This window comes from Streptomyces sp. NPDC054887 (assembly GCF_053610585.1).
In genome coordinates, this window is the sequence record NZ_JBSGYQ010000011.1 from 13,522 (window position 1) to 26,265 (window position 12,744).

Sequence of the window (12,744 nt, forward strand, 5' to 3'; positions counted from 1 at the left end):
GAGCCGCACGGCAGTGCATAGAAGTACGTACATGCGCACACATCCTGGCGAAGATGTGTGTAGCAGGGCCGGAGGGACTTGAACCCCCAACCGCTGGTTTTGGAGACCAGTGCTCTACCAATTGAGCTACGACCCTTTGTGGTTCCCCCAACCTACCGCATCCGCCCGAGTGCACCGAGTACGCACGGTGGAGTGGCTGCTGAGGGGCCAACGACGAGTGAGTGTACGTGGTCACAGGCCCGGCGTCGAACAGATACCGCCCGAGCGCCGCACGTCGTCCCGGCGCCGGGCCCGGTGTCCGCCCTGCGGGACTGTGTGCCGGGCGGGATTGCGGTCTGGGACGATGGGCCGTATGAGCGCTGCAACTCCTCCCACCGAGCGCCGGGTCTCCGCCCGAATCGGCGCTATCTCCGAGTCCGCCACCCTCGCCGTGGACGCCAAGGCCAAGGCCCTGAAGGCCGCCGGCCGTCCGGTCATCGGCTTCGGCGCGGGCGAGCCGGACTTCCCGACGCCCGACTACATCGTCGAGGCCGCGATCGAGGCCTGCCGCAACCCGAAGTACCACCGATACACGCCGGCCGGCGGGCTCCCCGAGCTGAAGGCCGCCATCGCCACCAAGACCCTGCGGGACTCCGGCTACGAGGTGGACGCCTCGCAGGTGCTGGTCACCAACGGCGGCAAGCAGGCGATCTACGAGGCGTTCGCCTCGATCCTCGACCCGGGCGACGAGGTCATCGTCCCGGCCCCGTACTGGACGACGTACCCCGAGTCGATCCGTCTCGCCGGCGGTGTCCCGGTCGACGTCGTGGCCGACGAGACCACCGGCTACCGGGTCTCCGTCGAGCAGCTGGAGGCGGCCCGTACGGAGAAGACCAAGGTCGTCCTCTTCGTCTCCCCGTCCAACCCGACCGGCGCCGTCTACACCGAGGCCGAGACCGAGGCGATCGGCCGCTGGGCCGCCGAGCACGGGCTGTGGGTGCTGACCGACGAGATCTACGAGCACCTCGTCTACGGCGACGCGTCCGCCGTCTCCCTCCCGGCGGTCCTGCCCGAGCTGCGCGACAAGTGCATCGTCGTCAACGGCGTGGCGAAGACGTACGCGATGACCGGCTGGCGGGTCGGGTGGATCATCGGCCCGAAGGACGTCATCAAGGCCGCGACCAACCTCCAGTCGCACGCCACCTCCAACGTGTCGAACGTCGCCCAGATCGCGGCGCTGGCCGCCGTCTCCGGCAACCTCGACGCGGTCGCCGAGATGCGGTCCGCCTTCGACCGCCGCCGGCAGACGATGGTGCGGATGCTCAACGAGATCGACGGCGTCGTCTGCCCGGAGCCGGAGGGCGCGTTCTACGCGTACCCGTCGGTGAAGGGCCTGCTCGGCAAGGAGATCCGTGGCAAGCGCCCGCAGAGCTCGGTGGAGCTGGCCGCGCTGATCCTGGACGAGGTCGAGGTGGCGGTCGTTCCGGGCGAGGCCTTCGGCACGCCGGGTTACCTGCGGCTCTCGTACGCGCTGGGCGACGAGGACCTCGTCGAGGGCGTGTCGCGCGTGCAGAAGCTGCTGGCCGAGGCTCGCGACTGAGCGGGTGCTCGGCCCGCGACTGAGCGGGTGCTCGTAGGGGACGGGTCCTTGGCTGCTGCCGGGGGCCCGTTTCTGCGTCCCGGGGCCGTGGCTGGGGCTGGGGGTCGATTCCGCTTCGGTGCGGGTCCTGGGCTGCCGCCGGGTCTTCGGGTGCGGGTCCTGTAAGGGGCCCGTTTCTGCGTTCGGGCGGTACTCGTTCGGGCAAAGGCGCTTCCGGGCGGCCCGTGCGTACGGCAGGATCTTGGGATGTTGAGTGCGCGCGATGTCCGACTGCTGCCGAAGGCCCACCTGCATCTGCACTTCACCGGGTCGATGCGGCCCGGCACGCTGCTGGAGCTGGCCGACAAGTACGGCGTACACCTCCCGGAGGCGCTGACCAGCGGGGAGCCGCCGAAGCTGCGGGCGACGGACGAGCGCGGCTGGTTCCGTTTCCAGCGGCTGTACGACGCCGCCAGGTCGTGCCTGCGTGAGCCCGAGGACATCCAGCGTCTGGTGCGCGAGGCGGCCGAGGAGGACGTGCGGGACGGCTCCGGGTGGCTGGAGATCCAGGTCGATCCGACCTCGTACGCGCCCATGCTGGGTGGCCTGATTCCGGCCCTGGAGATCATCCTCGACGCCGTGCACAGCGCGTCGAGGGAGACCGGGCTCGGGATGCGGGTCCTGGTCGCGGCGAACCGGATGAAGCACCCGCTGGACGCCCGGACGCTGGCGCGCCTCGCGGTGCGGTACGCGGACCGGGGGATCGTCGGCTTCGGGCTCTCCAACGACGAGCGCAGGGGCATGGCCAGGGACTTCGACCGCGCCTTCGCCATCGCGCGGGAGGGTGGGCTGCTCGCCGCGCCGCACGGCGGGGAGCTGACCGGGCCCGCCTCCGTACGGGACTGCCTGGACGATCTGCGGGCGTCGCGGATCGGGCACGGCGTACGGGCGGCGGAGGATCCCCGGCTGCTGCGGAAACTGGCCGAAAAGGGTGTGACCTGCGAGGTGTGCCCGGCCTCGAATGTGGCGCTGGGTGTGTACGAGAAGCCTGAGGACGTGCCGCTGCGGACGTTGTTCGACGCGGGGGTGCCGATGGCGCTCGGCGCGGACGATCCGCTGCTCTTCGGGTCGCGGCTGGCCGCGCAGTACGAGCTCGCTCGGCAGCATCACGGGTTCACCGACGCGGAGCTGGCGGAGTTGGCGCGGCAGTCGGTGCGGGGGTCGGCTGCGCCGCCGGATGTCCAGGCGAAGCTGTTGGCGGGGGTCGACCACTGGCTGGAGGGCTGAGGGGCGGGGCGCTGGGCGTTGAGCTGGACGCTCAGCGGGGGCTCCGGGGCGCGGCTGCGGCTGCTGGCGGGGGGCTCTGGTCGGCCAGGGCGGGCGGGGCTTTGGGGTCGGTGCCGCGCCGGGGCGTCTCCTCGGGTGCCGAACGTGCGGGGTGGTGTGGTCTTCGGGGTGGTTGCGTTCGGCACCCTGCGGGGAGCGCCCCGGCACGTCCCCTCCTGCCACCGCGAGGTGTCGTCCCGGTGCGGGAGCTCGCCCCCGCGCGTCCCCACCGGCCACGCGAGGTGTCGTCCCGGTGCGGGAACCCGCCCCCGCACGTCCCCGCCTGGCACCGCCAGGTGTGGTCGGGGGTGCCGGCCCATACGCGTCGTTGGGTGTGGGCGGATCTGCGGCGGGCCGTTGGGGTCAGAGGGTTACGCCTACCGTCACGGGTTCGTTCACCAGGGTGATGCCGAAGGCTTCGCGGACTCCGGTGACCACCTCGCGTGCGAGGGCCAGGAGGTCTTCGGTCGTGGCCTCGCCCCGGTTGGTGAGGGCCAGGGTGTGCTTGGTGGAGATGCGGGCCGGGCCCGTGCCGTAGCCCTTGGTGAAGCCGGCCCTGTCGATGAGCCACGCCGCCGAGGTCTTCGTCCTGCCGTCGCCGGCCGGGAAGGCCGGGGGCGTCACCTCGGCGCCGAGGCGCTCGCGGGCGCGGGCGAGGAAGGCGGCGTACTGCTCGTCGGTGAGGATCGGGTTGGTGAAGAAGGAGCCCGCCGACCAGGTGTCGTGGTCCTCCGGGTCCAGGACCATGCCCTTGCCCGCGCGGAGCTTCAGCACCGTCTCGCGGGCCACGGCGGCCGGGACGCGGTCGCCGGCCTCCACGCCGAGGGTGCGTGCGGTCTCCGGGTACTTGATCGGTGCCGACAGGCCGCCGGCGTCCTCCAGGGCGAAGCGGACGCGCAGGACGACGAAGCGGTCCGGGTGCTGCTTGAAGCGGCTGTGGCGGTAGGAGAAGTCGCACTCGGCGGCCGAGAGTGTGACCTTCTCGCCCGCCCGGCGGTCGTACGCGACGACCTCGGTGATGACGCCGGACACTTCCTGGCCGTACGCGCCCACGTTCTGGATCGGGGTGGCGCCGGCCGAGCCGGGGATTCCGGCGAGGCACTCGATGCCCGCGAGGCCCGCCTCGACGGTACGGGCCACCGCGTCGGTCCAGACCTCGCCGGCGGCCAGTTCGAGTGACGTGCCGTCGAGGTGGAAACCGGTGGTCGCGATGCGCAGGGCGGTGCCGTCGAAGCCCTTGTCGCCGATGACCAGGTTGCTTCCGCCGCCGATGACGAGCAGCGGCGTGCCGGTGGCGTCGGCCTCGCGGACGGTGGCGATCACCTCGTCGTCGGTGGTGGCCGTGACGAGGCGGGTGGCGGGGCCGCCGAGCCGGAAGGTGGTCAGGGGGGCGAGGGGGGCGTCGTGGAGTTCCTGCACGGGGACAAGCGTACGGGGCGCCTCGGACAGCCCGAGGCACCCCGTGTCCGCGTCAGCCGGCCACCAGCTCCTTCTCGGTGGGCGCCGGGACGGGCGCCTCGCCGGTGCTCCGCCTGGGCATGAGCAGGGCCACGGCAGCCGCCAGGGCCACCGCGCCCGCGCCGATCCACAGGGCCGGGACCGTGCCGTCGCTGAAGGCGTCGGCGGACTCGTAGCCGCCCCGGGCCGCGAAGACCGCCCCCAGGACCGCGATGCCGAGGGCTCCGCCGACCTCCCGCAGGGCGTTGTTGGCGCCCGACGCGATGCCCTGCTCGCCGGGCGGGACGGTGGACATCACCAGGCTGGCGGCAGGGGCGAAGTACAGCGCCATGCCGATGCCGCTGAGGATCAGGGCGGGCAGCTGGGCGGCGTACGAGACGTCCGGCCCGAGGACCGCGGCGTAGTACGCGAGGCCGAGCGCCTGGAGGGCGAGGCCCGCCGCGACCACCGGGCGGCCGCCGACACGGTCGGAGAGGTGTCCGGCGAGGGGCGCGACGATCAGCGGCATGCCGGTCCAGGGAAGCATCCGCAGGCCGGCCTCGGTGGGCGAGTAGCCGGCGACGCTCTGGAGGAACTGGCTGAGCAGGAAGATCGAGCCGAACATGCCGAGGAACATCAGCAGGCTCGCGACATTGATTCCGAAGAAGGCGCGGTTACGGAAGAGCCGCATGGGGAGCATGGGGTTCTTGCTGCGGAAGCCGTGGTGCACGAAGCCGCCGAGAAGGGCGCTGCCGAGTATCAGGCCGGTGAGGACGGGCGCGCTCCCCCAGCCGTCGGACTGCCCGTTCACCAGGGCGTAGACGATGCCGAAGAGGCCGCCGCTGACGAGGAGGGTGCCGGATATGTCGAGCCGGGCGCCGGGCGCGTACGACTCGTCGAGGCGCAGGCGGGCGAGCGGCAGCAGGGCCAGGCCGATCGGAACGTTCAGCCAGAAGATCCACTGCCAGGAGATGTGCTCGGTCAGGCTGCCTCCGATGAGCGGGCCGCCGGCCACCGCGAGGCCCGTGACGGCGCCGAAGAGGCCCAGGGCCGCGCCGCGGCGGGCGGGCGGGACCGCCGCGGTGAGCAGGGTGAGGGTCAGCGGCATCATGATCGCGGCGCCGACGCCCTGTACGGCACGGGCGGCGACCAGGGCGTCGATGCCCGGGGCGAGCGCGGCGGCGGCCGACGCCCCGGTGAACACGGCCAGGCCGGTGATGAAGAGCCGGCGGCGGCCGAACCGGTCACCGAGGGCCGCGCCCAGCATGAGCAGCACGGCGAAGGTCAGCGTGTAGGCGCTCACCGTCCACTCCAGGTCTTCCAGCGCGCCCCCGAGATCGTCGCGGATGGACGGCAGGGCCGTGGTGACGACGAGGTTGTCGAGGGCCGCCATGAATCCGGCGACGCTGGTGATGATCAGTGCCCAGGTGGCGGTGGCGCGGGTGGCTGGTTCCGGGTGCGGCATGGTTTCCCCCTGTTATTAGTGATTGGTTACTAACTTTCGGCGCCACAAAGAAGGCGCGTACGCCTCCCTCGCCCTACTGCGGCCGGTCCGCGACCGGGACCTTGGTCATGTCGAAGGCCGACCACACCCGGTGCCCGACGGGAAAGCCGAGCGAGACGAGGGCGTTGATCAGCATGCCGTACGACATGAAGTACGCCGTCTCCTTGTCGTCCGCGCCGAGCTGGAGGTGACACGCGTCCCACAGCTCCTCCCAGCCGGCCCGGATCGGCTCGCCGAACGCGTGATCGCCGGCAGCCTCGGCGGCCGACACGGCGACGAACATCTGCATCTGGAGGAGCAGCCGGTCGGGATCCTCCACGATGAGCCGCTTGTACGCCTCCGCCATGGCCATGTGCGCCTCTTCGGCGGGCAGATCGCGCCCCGCGTCCGCCATCGCCAGCCGGGAATCCTCCAGACACCGCGTGGCCGCGGCAAGGAACAGCTCGCGCTTGTTCTTGAACAGGCGGAACAAGTACGGCTGCGAGACGCCCACACGCTGGGCGATCACCTCGGTGGACGTGCCGTTGTAGCCACCGCGCGCGAACTCGGTGATCGCCGCGCGGATGACGCTCTCGCGCCGCTCCTCTGCGCTCATCCTGACCATGCGAAAAAGTTAGTGGCCAATCACTACCTACGTCAAGCGGGGTAAGGGGCACGCCCCATTGCGGCGTGCCCCTTACCTCCGGCCGTACGTCAGGCGAGCTGGACCACGGCGCGGGACATGCCCAGCACCTTCTGCCCGGCGCTCGTCGCCGTCAGGTCCACCCGGACCCGGTTGTCGTCCAGCAGCGCGGCGACCTTGGCCGCCACCTCGATCACGGCGCCCTTGCCGTCGTTCGGCACGACGACGGGCTTCGTGAAGCGCACGCCGTACTCGACGACGGAGGCCGGGTCGCCGGCCCAGTCGGTGACCACGCGGATCGCCTCGGCCATGGTGAACATGCCGTGCGCGATCACGTCCGGCAGTCCGACCTCGACCGCGAACTTCTCGTTCCAGTGGATCGGGTTGAAGTCGCCCGAGGCGCCCGCGTACCGCACGAGCGTGTCGCGCGTCACGGGGAAGGTCTGCGCCGGCAGCTCGGTGCCGACCTCGACGTCCGCGTAAGAGATCTTCGCCGCCATCACGCCTCCTGGGCCGCGCGCGCTACGAGCTTCGTCCACGCCGTCACGACATGCTCGCCGGACTCGTCGTGGACTTCACCGCGGATGTCCATGATGTCGTTGCCGGCCATCGACTTGACCGCCTCTATGGTCGAGGTGACCGACAGCCGGTCCCCCGCGCGCACCGGGCGCTTGTACGCGAACTTCTGGTCGCCGTGCACCACGCGGCTGTAGTCGAGACCCAGCCCCGGGTCCTGGACGACCTGCCCCGCCGCCGCGAAGGTGATGGCGAAGACAAAGGTGGGCGGTGCGATCACATCGGAGTGACCGAGTGCCTTGGCTGCTTCGGGATCGGTGTACGCGGGATTGGCGTCGCCCACCGCCTCGGCGAACTCGCGGATCTTCTCCCGGCCGACCTCGTACGGTGCGGTGGGCGGATAGGCCCGCCCCACGAAGGACTGGTCGAGCGCCATGGACTCGTACCTCCTGATGCCTGTTGTCTGATGCCGGACGAATGACTGATATCAAACGACGCGAGGCCGCCCCCGAAGATGGGGACGGCCTCACGTACGAGCCTGTGTTTAGCGGGTTTCGCGGTGCGCGGTGTGCGAGTTGCAGCGCGGGCAGTGCTTCTTCATCTCAAGACGGTCCGGGTTGTTACGCCGGTTCTTCTTGGTGATGTAGTTCCGCTCCTTGCACTCCACGCAGGCCAGCGTGATCTTCGGGCGGACGTCGGTGGCAGCCACGTGAGTGCTCCTTGGACGGACGGTTGACGGATGAACGCATAAAAGAGTAGCCGATCGAAGGACCGACCCCACAATCGGCTACCGTGTGTAGCGGTGACCGGACTTGAACCGGTGACACAGCGATTATGAGCCGCTTGCTCTACCGACTGAGCTACACCGCTTTGATGGCCGGATCACCCCGCCCGAAGGCGGGGATCCCCGATCACCAGAGCCCCAATACGGAATCGAACCGTAGACCTTCTCCTTACCATGGAGACGCTCTACCGACTGAGCTATTGGGGCGAGCGATGAAGACATTACACGCTCGCGTGCCGATCGCCCAAATCCGTTTCCCGTACCCCGCGCGTGCCCACCGCAGCGGTCCCGTACGCCACTCGTGCCCCACTCCGGTACGACTATTTCGCTCCTCCTCGAAGGCTGGTTTCCGGCCCCCTAGGCTCGACTCACGCTGCGTGATCTTGATCTTGCACGCCAGAGCCCCACCAGGAGCCCGATGTCCGACAGCCAGCCGCAGCCGCCCCGTTCGCCCGGCGGCAATCCTGGGAACCGTGACGGCCTGCCCGGCGCCGACACCGGCACGCTCCTGCTGTGCGCGGCGCGTCTCACCGACGGCCGCACCGTGGACGTACGGCTCAGCGGCGGCCGGATCGAGGCCGTCGGGACGGCGGGCAGCCTGCCCGCGGTGGGCGCGCGCGTGGACCTCGCCGGCCATCTCCTGCTGCCGGCCCCGGCCGAGCCGCACGCCCACAGCGACACCGCGCTCACCGCCGACGCCGGCGGGCCCGTGTCGTACAGCACCGAGGACGTCCAGCGCCGCACCACCGAGGCGGTGCTGCTCCAGCTCGGGCACGGGGCGACGGCGGTGCGCTCCCACGTCCGGATCGGGGACGTGCAGGGGATCCGGTCCATGGAGGCGGTCCTCCAGGCACGGCGTTCGCTGCGCGGGCTCGCCGATCTGACCGCCGTCGCCGTGCCGCGGCTGCTGACGGGACTGGCGGGCGCGGACGGGCTCGCGATGCTGCGGGACGCGGTGAAGATGGGCGCCGGCGTGGTGGGCGGCTGCCCGGACCTCGACCCCGACCCCGCCGGGTACACGGAGGCGGTCCTGGAGATCGCCGCCGAGCACGGCTGCCCCGTGGACCTCCACACGGAGGGTGACGATCCGGCGCGCCTCGCGCGGCTCGCCGCGATGGCCGGCGGACTGCGGCCCGGGGTGACCATCGGACCGTGCGCCGGGCTCTCCCGGCTCCCCCTGGACGCCGCGACACGCGCGGCCGGGCAACTGGCCGCCGCCGGGGTGACGGTGGTGTGCCTGCCGCAGGGCGACTGCTCCGGCGTGGAGCGGCGCGGTGGCGGGCCGGCTCCCGTACGGCTGCTGCGGGCCGCCGGGGTGCGCGTCGCGGCGGGCAGCGGGGCCCTGCGGGACGTGGCGAACCCGGTGGGGCGCGGCGACCCGCTGGAGACCGCGTACCTGCTGGCCTCGCAGGGCGGCATGCGGGCCGCCGACGCGTACGGGGCGGTGAGTGCGGCCGCGCGGGAGGCGATGGGGCTGCCGGAGGTGCGGGTGGAGGCGGGGTTCCCGGCCGAGCTGGTCGCCGTGCGCGGGGACCGGATCGCGGGCGTGCTGTCCCTGGCGTACAGCCGCGTCGTCATCCACCGCGGGCGCGTGGTGGCCCGTACCAGCGCGGTCCGCGAGTACTGCGACTCGGCGGCGGCCGTGGCGCTCGATCTGCCGCGGCAGGGGCGCGGGTGAGCCGGTGTCAGACGGGGCGGGGAGTGGCCGTGGGCGGCGCCGGTTGAGACTGTGTCAGGCCCGTCGCGGGTGGTGGTGAAGGTCCGTGCGGTGCGGTGTGGGGCGTCCCTGCGGCGGTGGTGGTGCGGGCCCGTGCGGACGGGGCCCCGGCGGTCCTGCGGCCCCGTCCTGAGCACCTGCGCGCCGGGGCGCGTACGGTCGGAAGCATGCGCATTGTCATCGCAGGTGGACATGGACAGATCGCGATGCGGCTGGAGCGGTTGCTCGCCGCGCGCGGGTACGAGGTCGCGGGTGTCATCCGCGATGTGAGGCAGAGCGAGGACGTGCGGGCGGCGGGCGCCGAACCGGTCGTGCTCGACCTGGAGTCGGCGACCGTCGAGCAGGTCGCCGACGTACTGCGGGGCGCCGACGCCGTGGTCTTCGCGGCGGGCGCGGGGCCCGGCAGCGGCGTCGAGCGCAAGGACACGGTGGACCGGGGCGCGGCCGTGCTCTTCGCCGACGCGGCGGAGCGGGCGGGCGTACGCCGCTACCTCGTCGTGTCGTCGATGGGCGCCGACGAGAACCGGGCGGGCGACGAGGTGTTCGACGCGTACCTGCGGGCCAAGGGGGCGGCCGACGCGGACGTACGGTCGCGGGCCGGTCTGGACTGGACGGTGCTGCGGCCCGGCGGCCTGACGAACGACGCGGGCACGGGGCTCGTGTCGCTCGGGGTCTCGACGGGGCGGGGTCCCGTGCCGCGCGACGACGTGGCGGCCGTCCTGGCCGAGCTGCTGGAGACGTCGTCCACCGCGGGGCTCACGCTGGAGCTGATCAGCGGGTCGGTCCCGGTCACGGTCGCGGTGAAGGCCGTGGCCGGGAACTGAGGGGCCACGGGGTCCGGGCGTCCGCAGAGCGGGCGCCCGGAGAACGGGCGCCCCGAGAACGAGAAAACCCCCTCCGGTCTGCTTCTCAGCAGTCCGGAGGGGGTTTCCCCACCTGTGGCGGCGCCAGGATTCGAACCTGGGAAGGCTAAGCCGGCGGATTTACAGTCCGCTCCCATTGGCCACTCGGGCACACCGCCATGGGATGTCGCTCCGGCCCGACCGCCTGGGCGGTTGTTCCGTGGCAACGACGTAAACGATACCTGATCCCCGGGGGTGCTCCGCCACCGGATTGATCAGCCCTTCGGGCGGGTGCGGGTGGCTAGGCTTTACGGCAGCGGCCCGGGACGCCCGGCCGCGCGCCCGCCCCGTGCGGCACTCCATACCGGTACCCCGTCCCCCGAGCACAAGGAGCCACAGGACATGGCCGACTCCAGTTTCGACATCGTCTCGAAGGTCGAGCGGCAGGAGGTCGACAACGCCCTCAACCAGGCCGCGAAGGAGATCTCGCAGCGCTACGACTTCAAGAACGTCGGCGCCTCGATCGATTGGTCCGGCGAGAAGATCCTGATGCAGGCCAGCTCGGAGGAGCGGGTCAAGGCGATCCTCGACGTCTTCGAGACCAAGCTGGTCAAGCGCGGGATCTCGCTGAAGGTGCTGGACGCCGGCGAGCCGCAGCTGTCCGGCAAGGAGTACAAGATCTTCGCGTCCATCGAGGAGGGCATCTCCCAGGACAACGCCAAGAAGGTGGCGAAGATCATCCGCGACGAGGGTCCCAAGGGCGTCAAGGCTCAGGTCCAGGGCGACGAGCTGCGGGTCAGCTCGAAGAGCCGTGACGACCTCCAGGCCGTGCAGGCGCTGCTCAAGGGCAAGGACTTCGACTTCGCGCTGCAGTTCGTGAACTACCGCTGACGCGGACCACCGCCGGCCGGCACGCCGCGGCGGTGGATGCGCGTCACGACGGGGGTGGAGGCGGCTCGGCCGGCTCCACCCCCGTCGTGATGTCCGGATCCCGCCAGCGGGGTCGGGAGCGGGGGCGCAGACTCGTGGTGACGGGTGTACCGCGTGACGGGCGTACCGCCTGACAGGCGTATTGCGTGACAGGCGTATCGGTGTCGAAGGCCCGACGGGGCGCGAAGGGAAGGTGGCCGTGCTGTACGCGACCATGGACAGTCCGCTCGGTGAGCTGGTGCTGGTCGGCGAGGAGTCCGCGACGGCCGTCGGCGGTACGGCACTGGCCTCGCTGTCCGTGCCCGGGCAGAAGGGCGGGGTCGCCCTCGGCGACGTACCCGACGGGTGGCGCCGGGCGCCCGGGGCCTTCGAGGAGATCGCGCGGCAGGTACGGGCCTACTTCGGCGGGGAGCTGACGCGCTTCGACGTGGAGTACGCCGCCGGTGCCGGGACGGAGTTCCAGCGGCGGGTGTGGGACGCGCTGGACAGCGTTCCGTACGGCACGACGACGTCGTACGGGAGGCTCGCCGAGCGGATCGGGGTCTCGCGGGCCGGAGTGCGGGCGCTGGGGACGGCGATCGGGCGCAACCCGCTGCTCGTGGTGCGGCCGTGCCACCGGGTGATCGGGGCGGACGGCTCGCTGACGGGGTACGCGGGCGGGCTTGAGCGCAAGCGGGTGCTGCTGGAGCTCGAAGGAGTTGCTGCGGCTTCCGGGGCGTCGGCGCTCGCGCCGGGGGCACGGGGGCCGGCCGGTCGCGCGGGCGGGGGCGTGCGCAGAGTAGACGCGCGCTTGAGCGGGCGCGGGGCGGGCGAGGGTGGCGGGGAGGCGGTGTGAGCGGGCTGTTCCCCCGGGAGCGGGCGCGCCTCGCGCCGGGGGCGGTCCATGTGCCGGGCTGGCTCTCGCCGGCCGAGCAGCGGGAGCTGGTCGCGGCGTGCCGGGAGTGGGCTCGGGGTCCCGTGCCGATCCGTCGTACACGGCTGCCCAACGGCGGGCTGATGTCCGTGCGGACGGTGTGCGTGGGGTGGCACTGGCAGCCGTACCGCTACACGCGCACGGCCGACGACGTGAACGGCGCGCGGGTCGCCGGGTTTCCCGAGTGGCTGGCGCGGCTGGGGCGGCGGGCGGTGGAGGACGCGTACGGGGACGACGATCCGTGGCGGCCGGCGGCGTACGCCCCTGACACCGCGCTGGTCAACTTCTACGACGGCGACGCGAAGATGGGCATGCACCAGGACAAGGACGAGCGGTCCGGGGCTCCTGTGGTGTCACTGAGCATCGGGGACACGTGCGTCTTCCGGTTCGGCAACACGGAGGGGCGCGGACGGCCGTACAGCGACGTCGAGCTCGTCTCCGGCGACCTGTTCGTCTTTGGGGGGCCGTCCCGGTTCGCGTACCACGGGGTGCCGAAGGTGCGGGCGGGGACGGGGGATCCGGCGTGCGGGCTGCCGGGCGGGCGGCTCAACGTCACGCTGCGGGAGACCGGGCTCGGGTAGGGGCGCGCGGCGCT

13 protein-coding genes and 4 tRNA genes are annotated in these 12,744 nt (G+C 71.9%); 7 read left to right on the forward strand and 10 right to left on the reverse strand.

Features of this window, described 5'->3' with window-relative positions; translation table 11 throughout:
* Positions 1-63: 63 nt before the first annotated feature.
* Positions 64-136, reverse strand: a tRNA-Trp gene (locus ACWGH0_RS08540).
* Between the two features lie 216 nt (positions 137-352).
* Between ACWGH0_RS08540 and ACWGH0_RS08545 the strand changes: the two genes are divergently transcribed.
* Positions 353-1,579, forward strand: a complete 1,227-nt coding sequence (locus ACWGH0_RS08545; RefSeq protein ID WP_453403405.1) for a pyridoxal phosphate-dependent aminotransferase — start codon at positions 353-355, stop codon at positions 1,577-1,579.
* 246 nt (positions 1,580-1,825) lie between these two features.
* Positions 1,826-2,845 (forward strand): adenosine deaminase, encoded by a 1,020-nt coding sequence (locus tag ACWGH0_RS08550; protein ID WP_453403406.1) that lies wholly within the window; start codon positions 1,826-1,828, stop codon positions 2,843-2,845.
* Positions 2,846-3,247: 402 nt separating this feature from the next.
* Here the strand turns inward: ACWGH0_RS08550 and ACWGH0_RS08555 are convergent, their stop codons facing one another.
* From ACWGH0_RS08555 to ACWGH0_RS08590, 8 genes are all read right to left on the reverse strand, one after another.
* Positions 3,248-4,303 carry a UDP-N-acetylmuramate dehydrogenase gene (locus ACWGH0_RS08555; protein WP_453403407.1) on the reverse strand — a complete coding sequence of 352 codons (1,056 nt, stop codon included), beginning with the start codon at positions 4,301-4,303 and terminating at the stop codon, positions 3,248-3,250.
* A 52-nt stretch (positions 4,304-4,355) separates the two neighbouring features.
* Complete coding sequence (locus ACWGH0_RS08560; RefSeq protein WP_453403408.1) at positions 4,356-5,786, reverse strand: DHA2 family efflux MFS transporter permease subunit; 1,431 nt, start codon at positions 5,784-5,786, stop codon at positions 4,356-4,358.
* 73 nt (positions 5,787-5,859) lie between these two features.
* Positions 5,860-6,429 carry a TetR/AcrR family transcriptional regulator gene (locus tag ACWGH0_RS08565; RefSeq protein WP_453403409.1) on the reverse strand — a complete coding sequence of 190 codons (570 nt, stop codon included), beginning with the start codon at positions 6,427-6,429 and terminating at the stop codon, positions 5,860-5,862.
* Between the two features lie 89 nt (positions 6,430-6,518).
* Positions 6,519-6,947, reverse strand: a complete 429-nt coding sequence (locus ACWGH0_RS08570) for a MaoC family dehydratase (protein ID WP_453403410.1) — start codon at positions 6,945-6,947, stop codon at positions 6,519-6,521.
* Positions 6,947-7,399, reverse strand: a complete 453-nt coding sequence (locus tag ACWGH0_RS08575) for an FAS1-like dehydratase domain-containing protein (protein ID WP_453403411.1) — start codon at positions 7,397-7,399, stop codon at positions 6,947-6,949. Before ACWGH0_RS08575 ends, ACWGH0_RS08570 begins: the two co-directional genes overlap by 1 nt.
* Positions 7,400-7,507: 108 nt before the next feature.
* A complete protein-coding gene (gene rpmG, locus ACWGH0_RS08580) occupies positions 7,508-7,672 on the reverse strand; it encodes a 50S ribosomal protein L33 (RefSeq protein ID WP_003956487.1) in 165 nt (54 codons plus the stop codon).
* A gap of 88 nt (positions 7,673-7,760) precedes the next feature.
* Positions 7,761-7,833 (reverse strand) — tRNA-Met (locus ACWGH0_RS08585).
* 48 nt (positions 7,834-7,881) lie between these two features.
* Positions 7,882-7,954, reverse strand: a tRNA-Thr gene (locus ACWGH0_RS08590).
* Between the two features lie 211 nt (positions 7,955-8,165).
* Here ACWGH0_RS08590 and ACWGH0_RS08595 point away from each other — a divergent pair.
* The gene (locus tag ACWGH0_RS08595; protein WP_453403412.1) at positions 8,166-9,425 is read left to right on the forward strand and encodes an amidohydrolase family protein; all 1,260 of its coding nucleotides are present in this window, start codon (positions 8,166-8,168) and stop codon (positions 9,423-9,425) included.
* Positions 9,426-9,631: 206 nt separating this feature from the next.
* Positions 9,632-10,288 carry an SDR family oxidoreductase gene (locus ACWGH0_RS08600; RefSeq protein ID WP_453403413.1) on the forward strand — a complete coding sequence of 219 codons (657 nt, stop codon included), beginning with the start codon at positions 9,632-9,634 and terminating at the stop codon, positions 10,286-10,288.
* Positions 10,289-10,403: 115 nt separating this feature from the next.
* On the opposite strand, the gene ACWGH0_RS08605 is transcribed toward ACWGH0_RS08600, so the two are convergent.
* Positions 10,404-10,485, reverse strand: a tRNA-Tyr gene (locus tag ACWGH0_RS08605).
* Positions 10,486-10,708: 223 nt separating this feature from the next.
* Here ACWGH0_RS08605 and ACWGH0_RS08610 point away from each other — a divergent pair.
* From ACWGH0_RS08610 to ACWGH0_RS08620, 3 genes are all read left to right on the forward strand, one after another.
* Positions 10,709-11,197 (forward strand): YajQ family cyclic di-GMP-binding protein, encoded by a 489-nt coding sequence (locus ACWGH0_RS08610; RefSeq protein WP_093799580.1) that lies wholly within the window; start codon positions 10,709-10,711, stop codon positions 11,195-11,197.
* Positions 11,198-11,450: 253 nt separating this feature from the next.
* A complete protein-coding gene (locus ACWGH0_RS08615; protein WP_453403511.1) occupies positions 11,451-12,071 on the forward strand; it encodes a methylated-DNA--[protein]-cysteine S-methyltransferase in 621 nt (206 codons plus the stop codon).
* On the forward strand, positions 12,068-12,730 hold the full coding sequence (locus tag ACWGH0_RS08620) for an alpha-ketoglutarate-dependent dioxygenase AlkB family protein (protein ID WP_453403414.1): 663 nt from the start codon (positions 12,068-12,070) through the stop codon (positions 12,728-12,730). The genes ACWGH0_RS08615 and ACWGH0_RS08620 overlap by 4 nt, the downstream gene beginning before the upstream one ends.
* The last annotated feature ends 14 nt before the right edge of the window (positions 12,731-12,744 follow it).

What these genes read in the sequence shown, in the direction of transcription:
- ACWGH0_RS08560 (WP_453403408.1), bottom strand. Translation starts at nt 5,786, where the DNA reads ATGCCGCACCCGGAACCAGCCACCCGCGCCACCGCCACCTGGGCACTG.
- ACWGH0_RS08550 (WP_453403406.1), top strand. Translation starts at nt 1,826, where the DNA reads ATGTTGAGTGCGCGCGATGTCCGACTGCTGCCGAAGGCCCACCTGCAT.
- ACWGH0_RS08570 (WP_453403410.1), bottom strand. Translation starts at nt 6,947, where the DNA reads ATGGCGGCGAAGATCTCTTACGCGGACGTCGAGGTCGGCACCGAGCTG.
- ACWGH0_RS08565 (WP_453403409.1), bottom strand. Translation starts at nt 6,429, where the DNA reads ATGGTCAGGATGAGCGCAGAGGAGCGGCGCGAGAGCGTCATCCGCGCG.
- ACWGH0_RS08610 (WP_093799580.1), top strand. Translation starts at nt 10,709, where the DNA reads ATGGCCGACTCCAGTTTCGACATCGTCTCGAAGGTCGAGCGGCAGGAG.
- ACWGH0_RS08615 (WP_453403511.1), top strand. Translation starts at nt 11,451, where the DNA reads ATGGACAGTCCGCTCGGTGAGCTGGTGCTGGTCGGCGAGGAGTCCGCG.
- ACWGH0_RS08595 (WP_453403412.1), top strand. Translation starts at nt 8,166, where the DNA reads ATGTCCGACAGCCAGCCGCAGCCGCCCCGTTCGCCCGGCGGCAATCCT.
- ACWGH0_RS08600 (WP_453403413.1), top strand. Translation starts at nt 9,632, where the DNA reads ATGCGCATTGTCATCGCAGGTGGACATGGACAGATCGCGATGCGGCTG.
- ACWGH0_RS08575 (WP_453403411.1), bottom strand. Translation starts at nt 7,399, where the DNA reads ATGGCGCTCGACCAGTCCTTCGTGGGGCGGGCCTATCCGCCCACCGCA.
- ACWGH0_RS08545 (WP_453403405.1), top strand. Translation starts at nt 353, where the DNA reads ATGAGCGCTGCAACTCCTCCCACCGAGCGCCGGGTCTCCGCCCGAATC.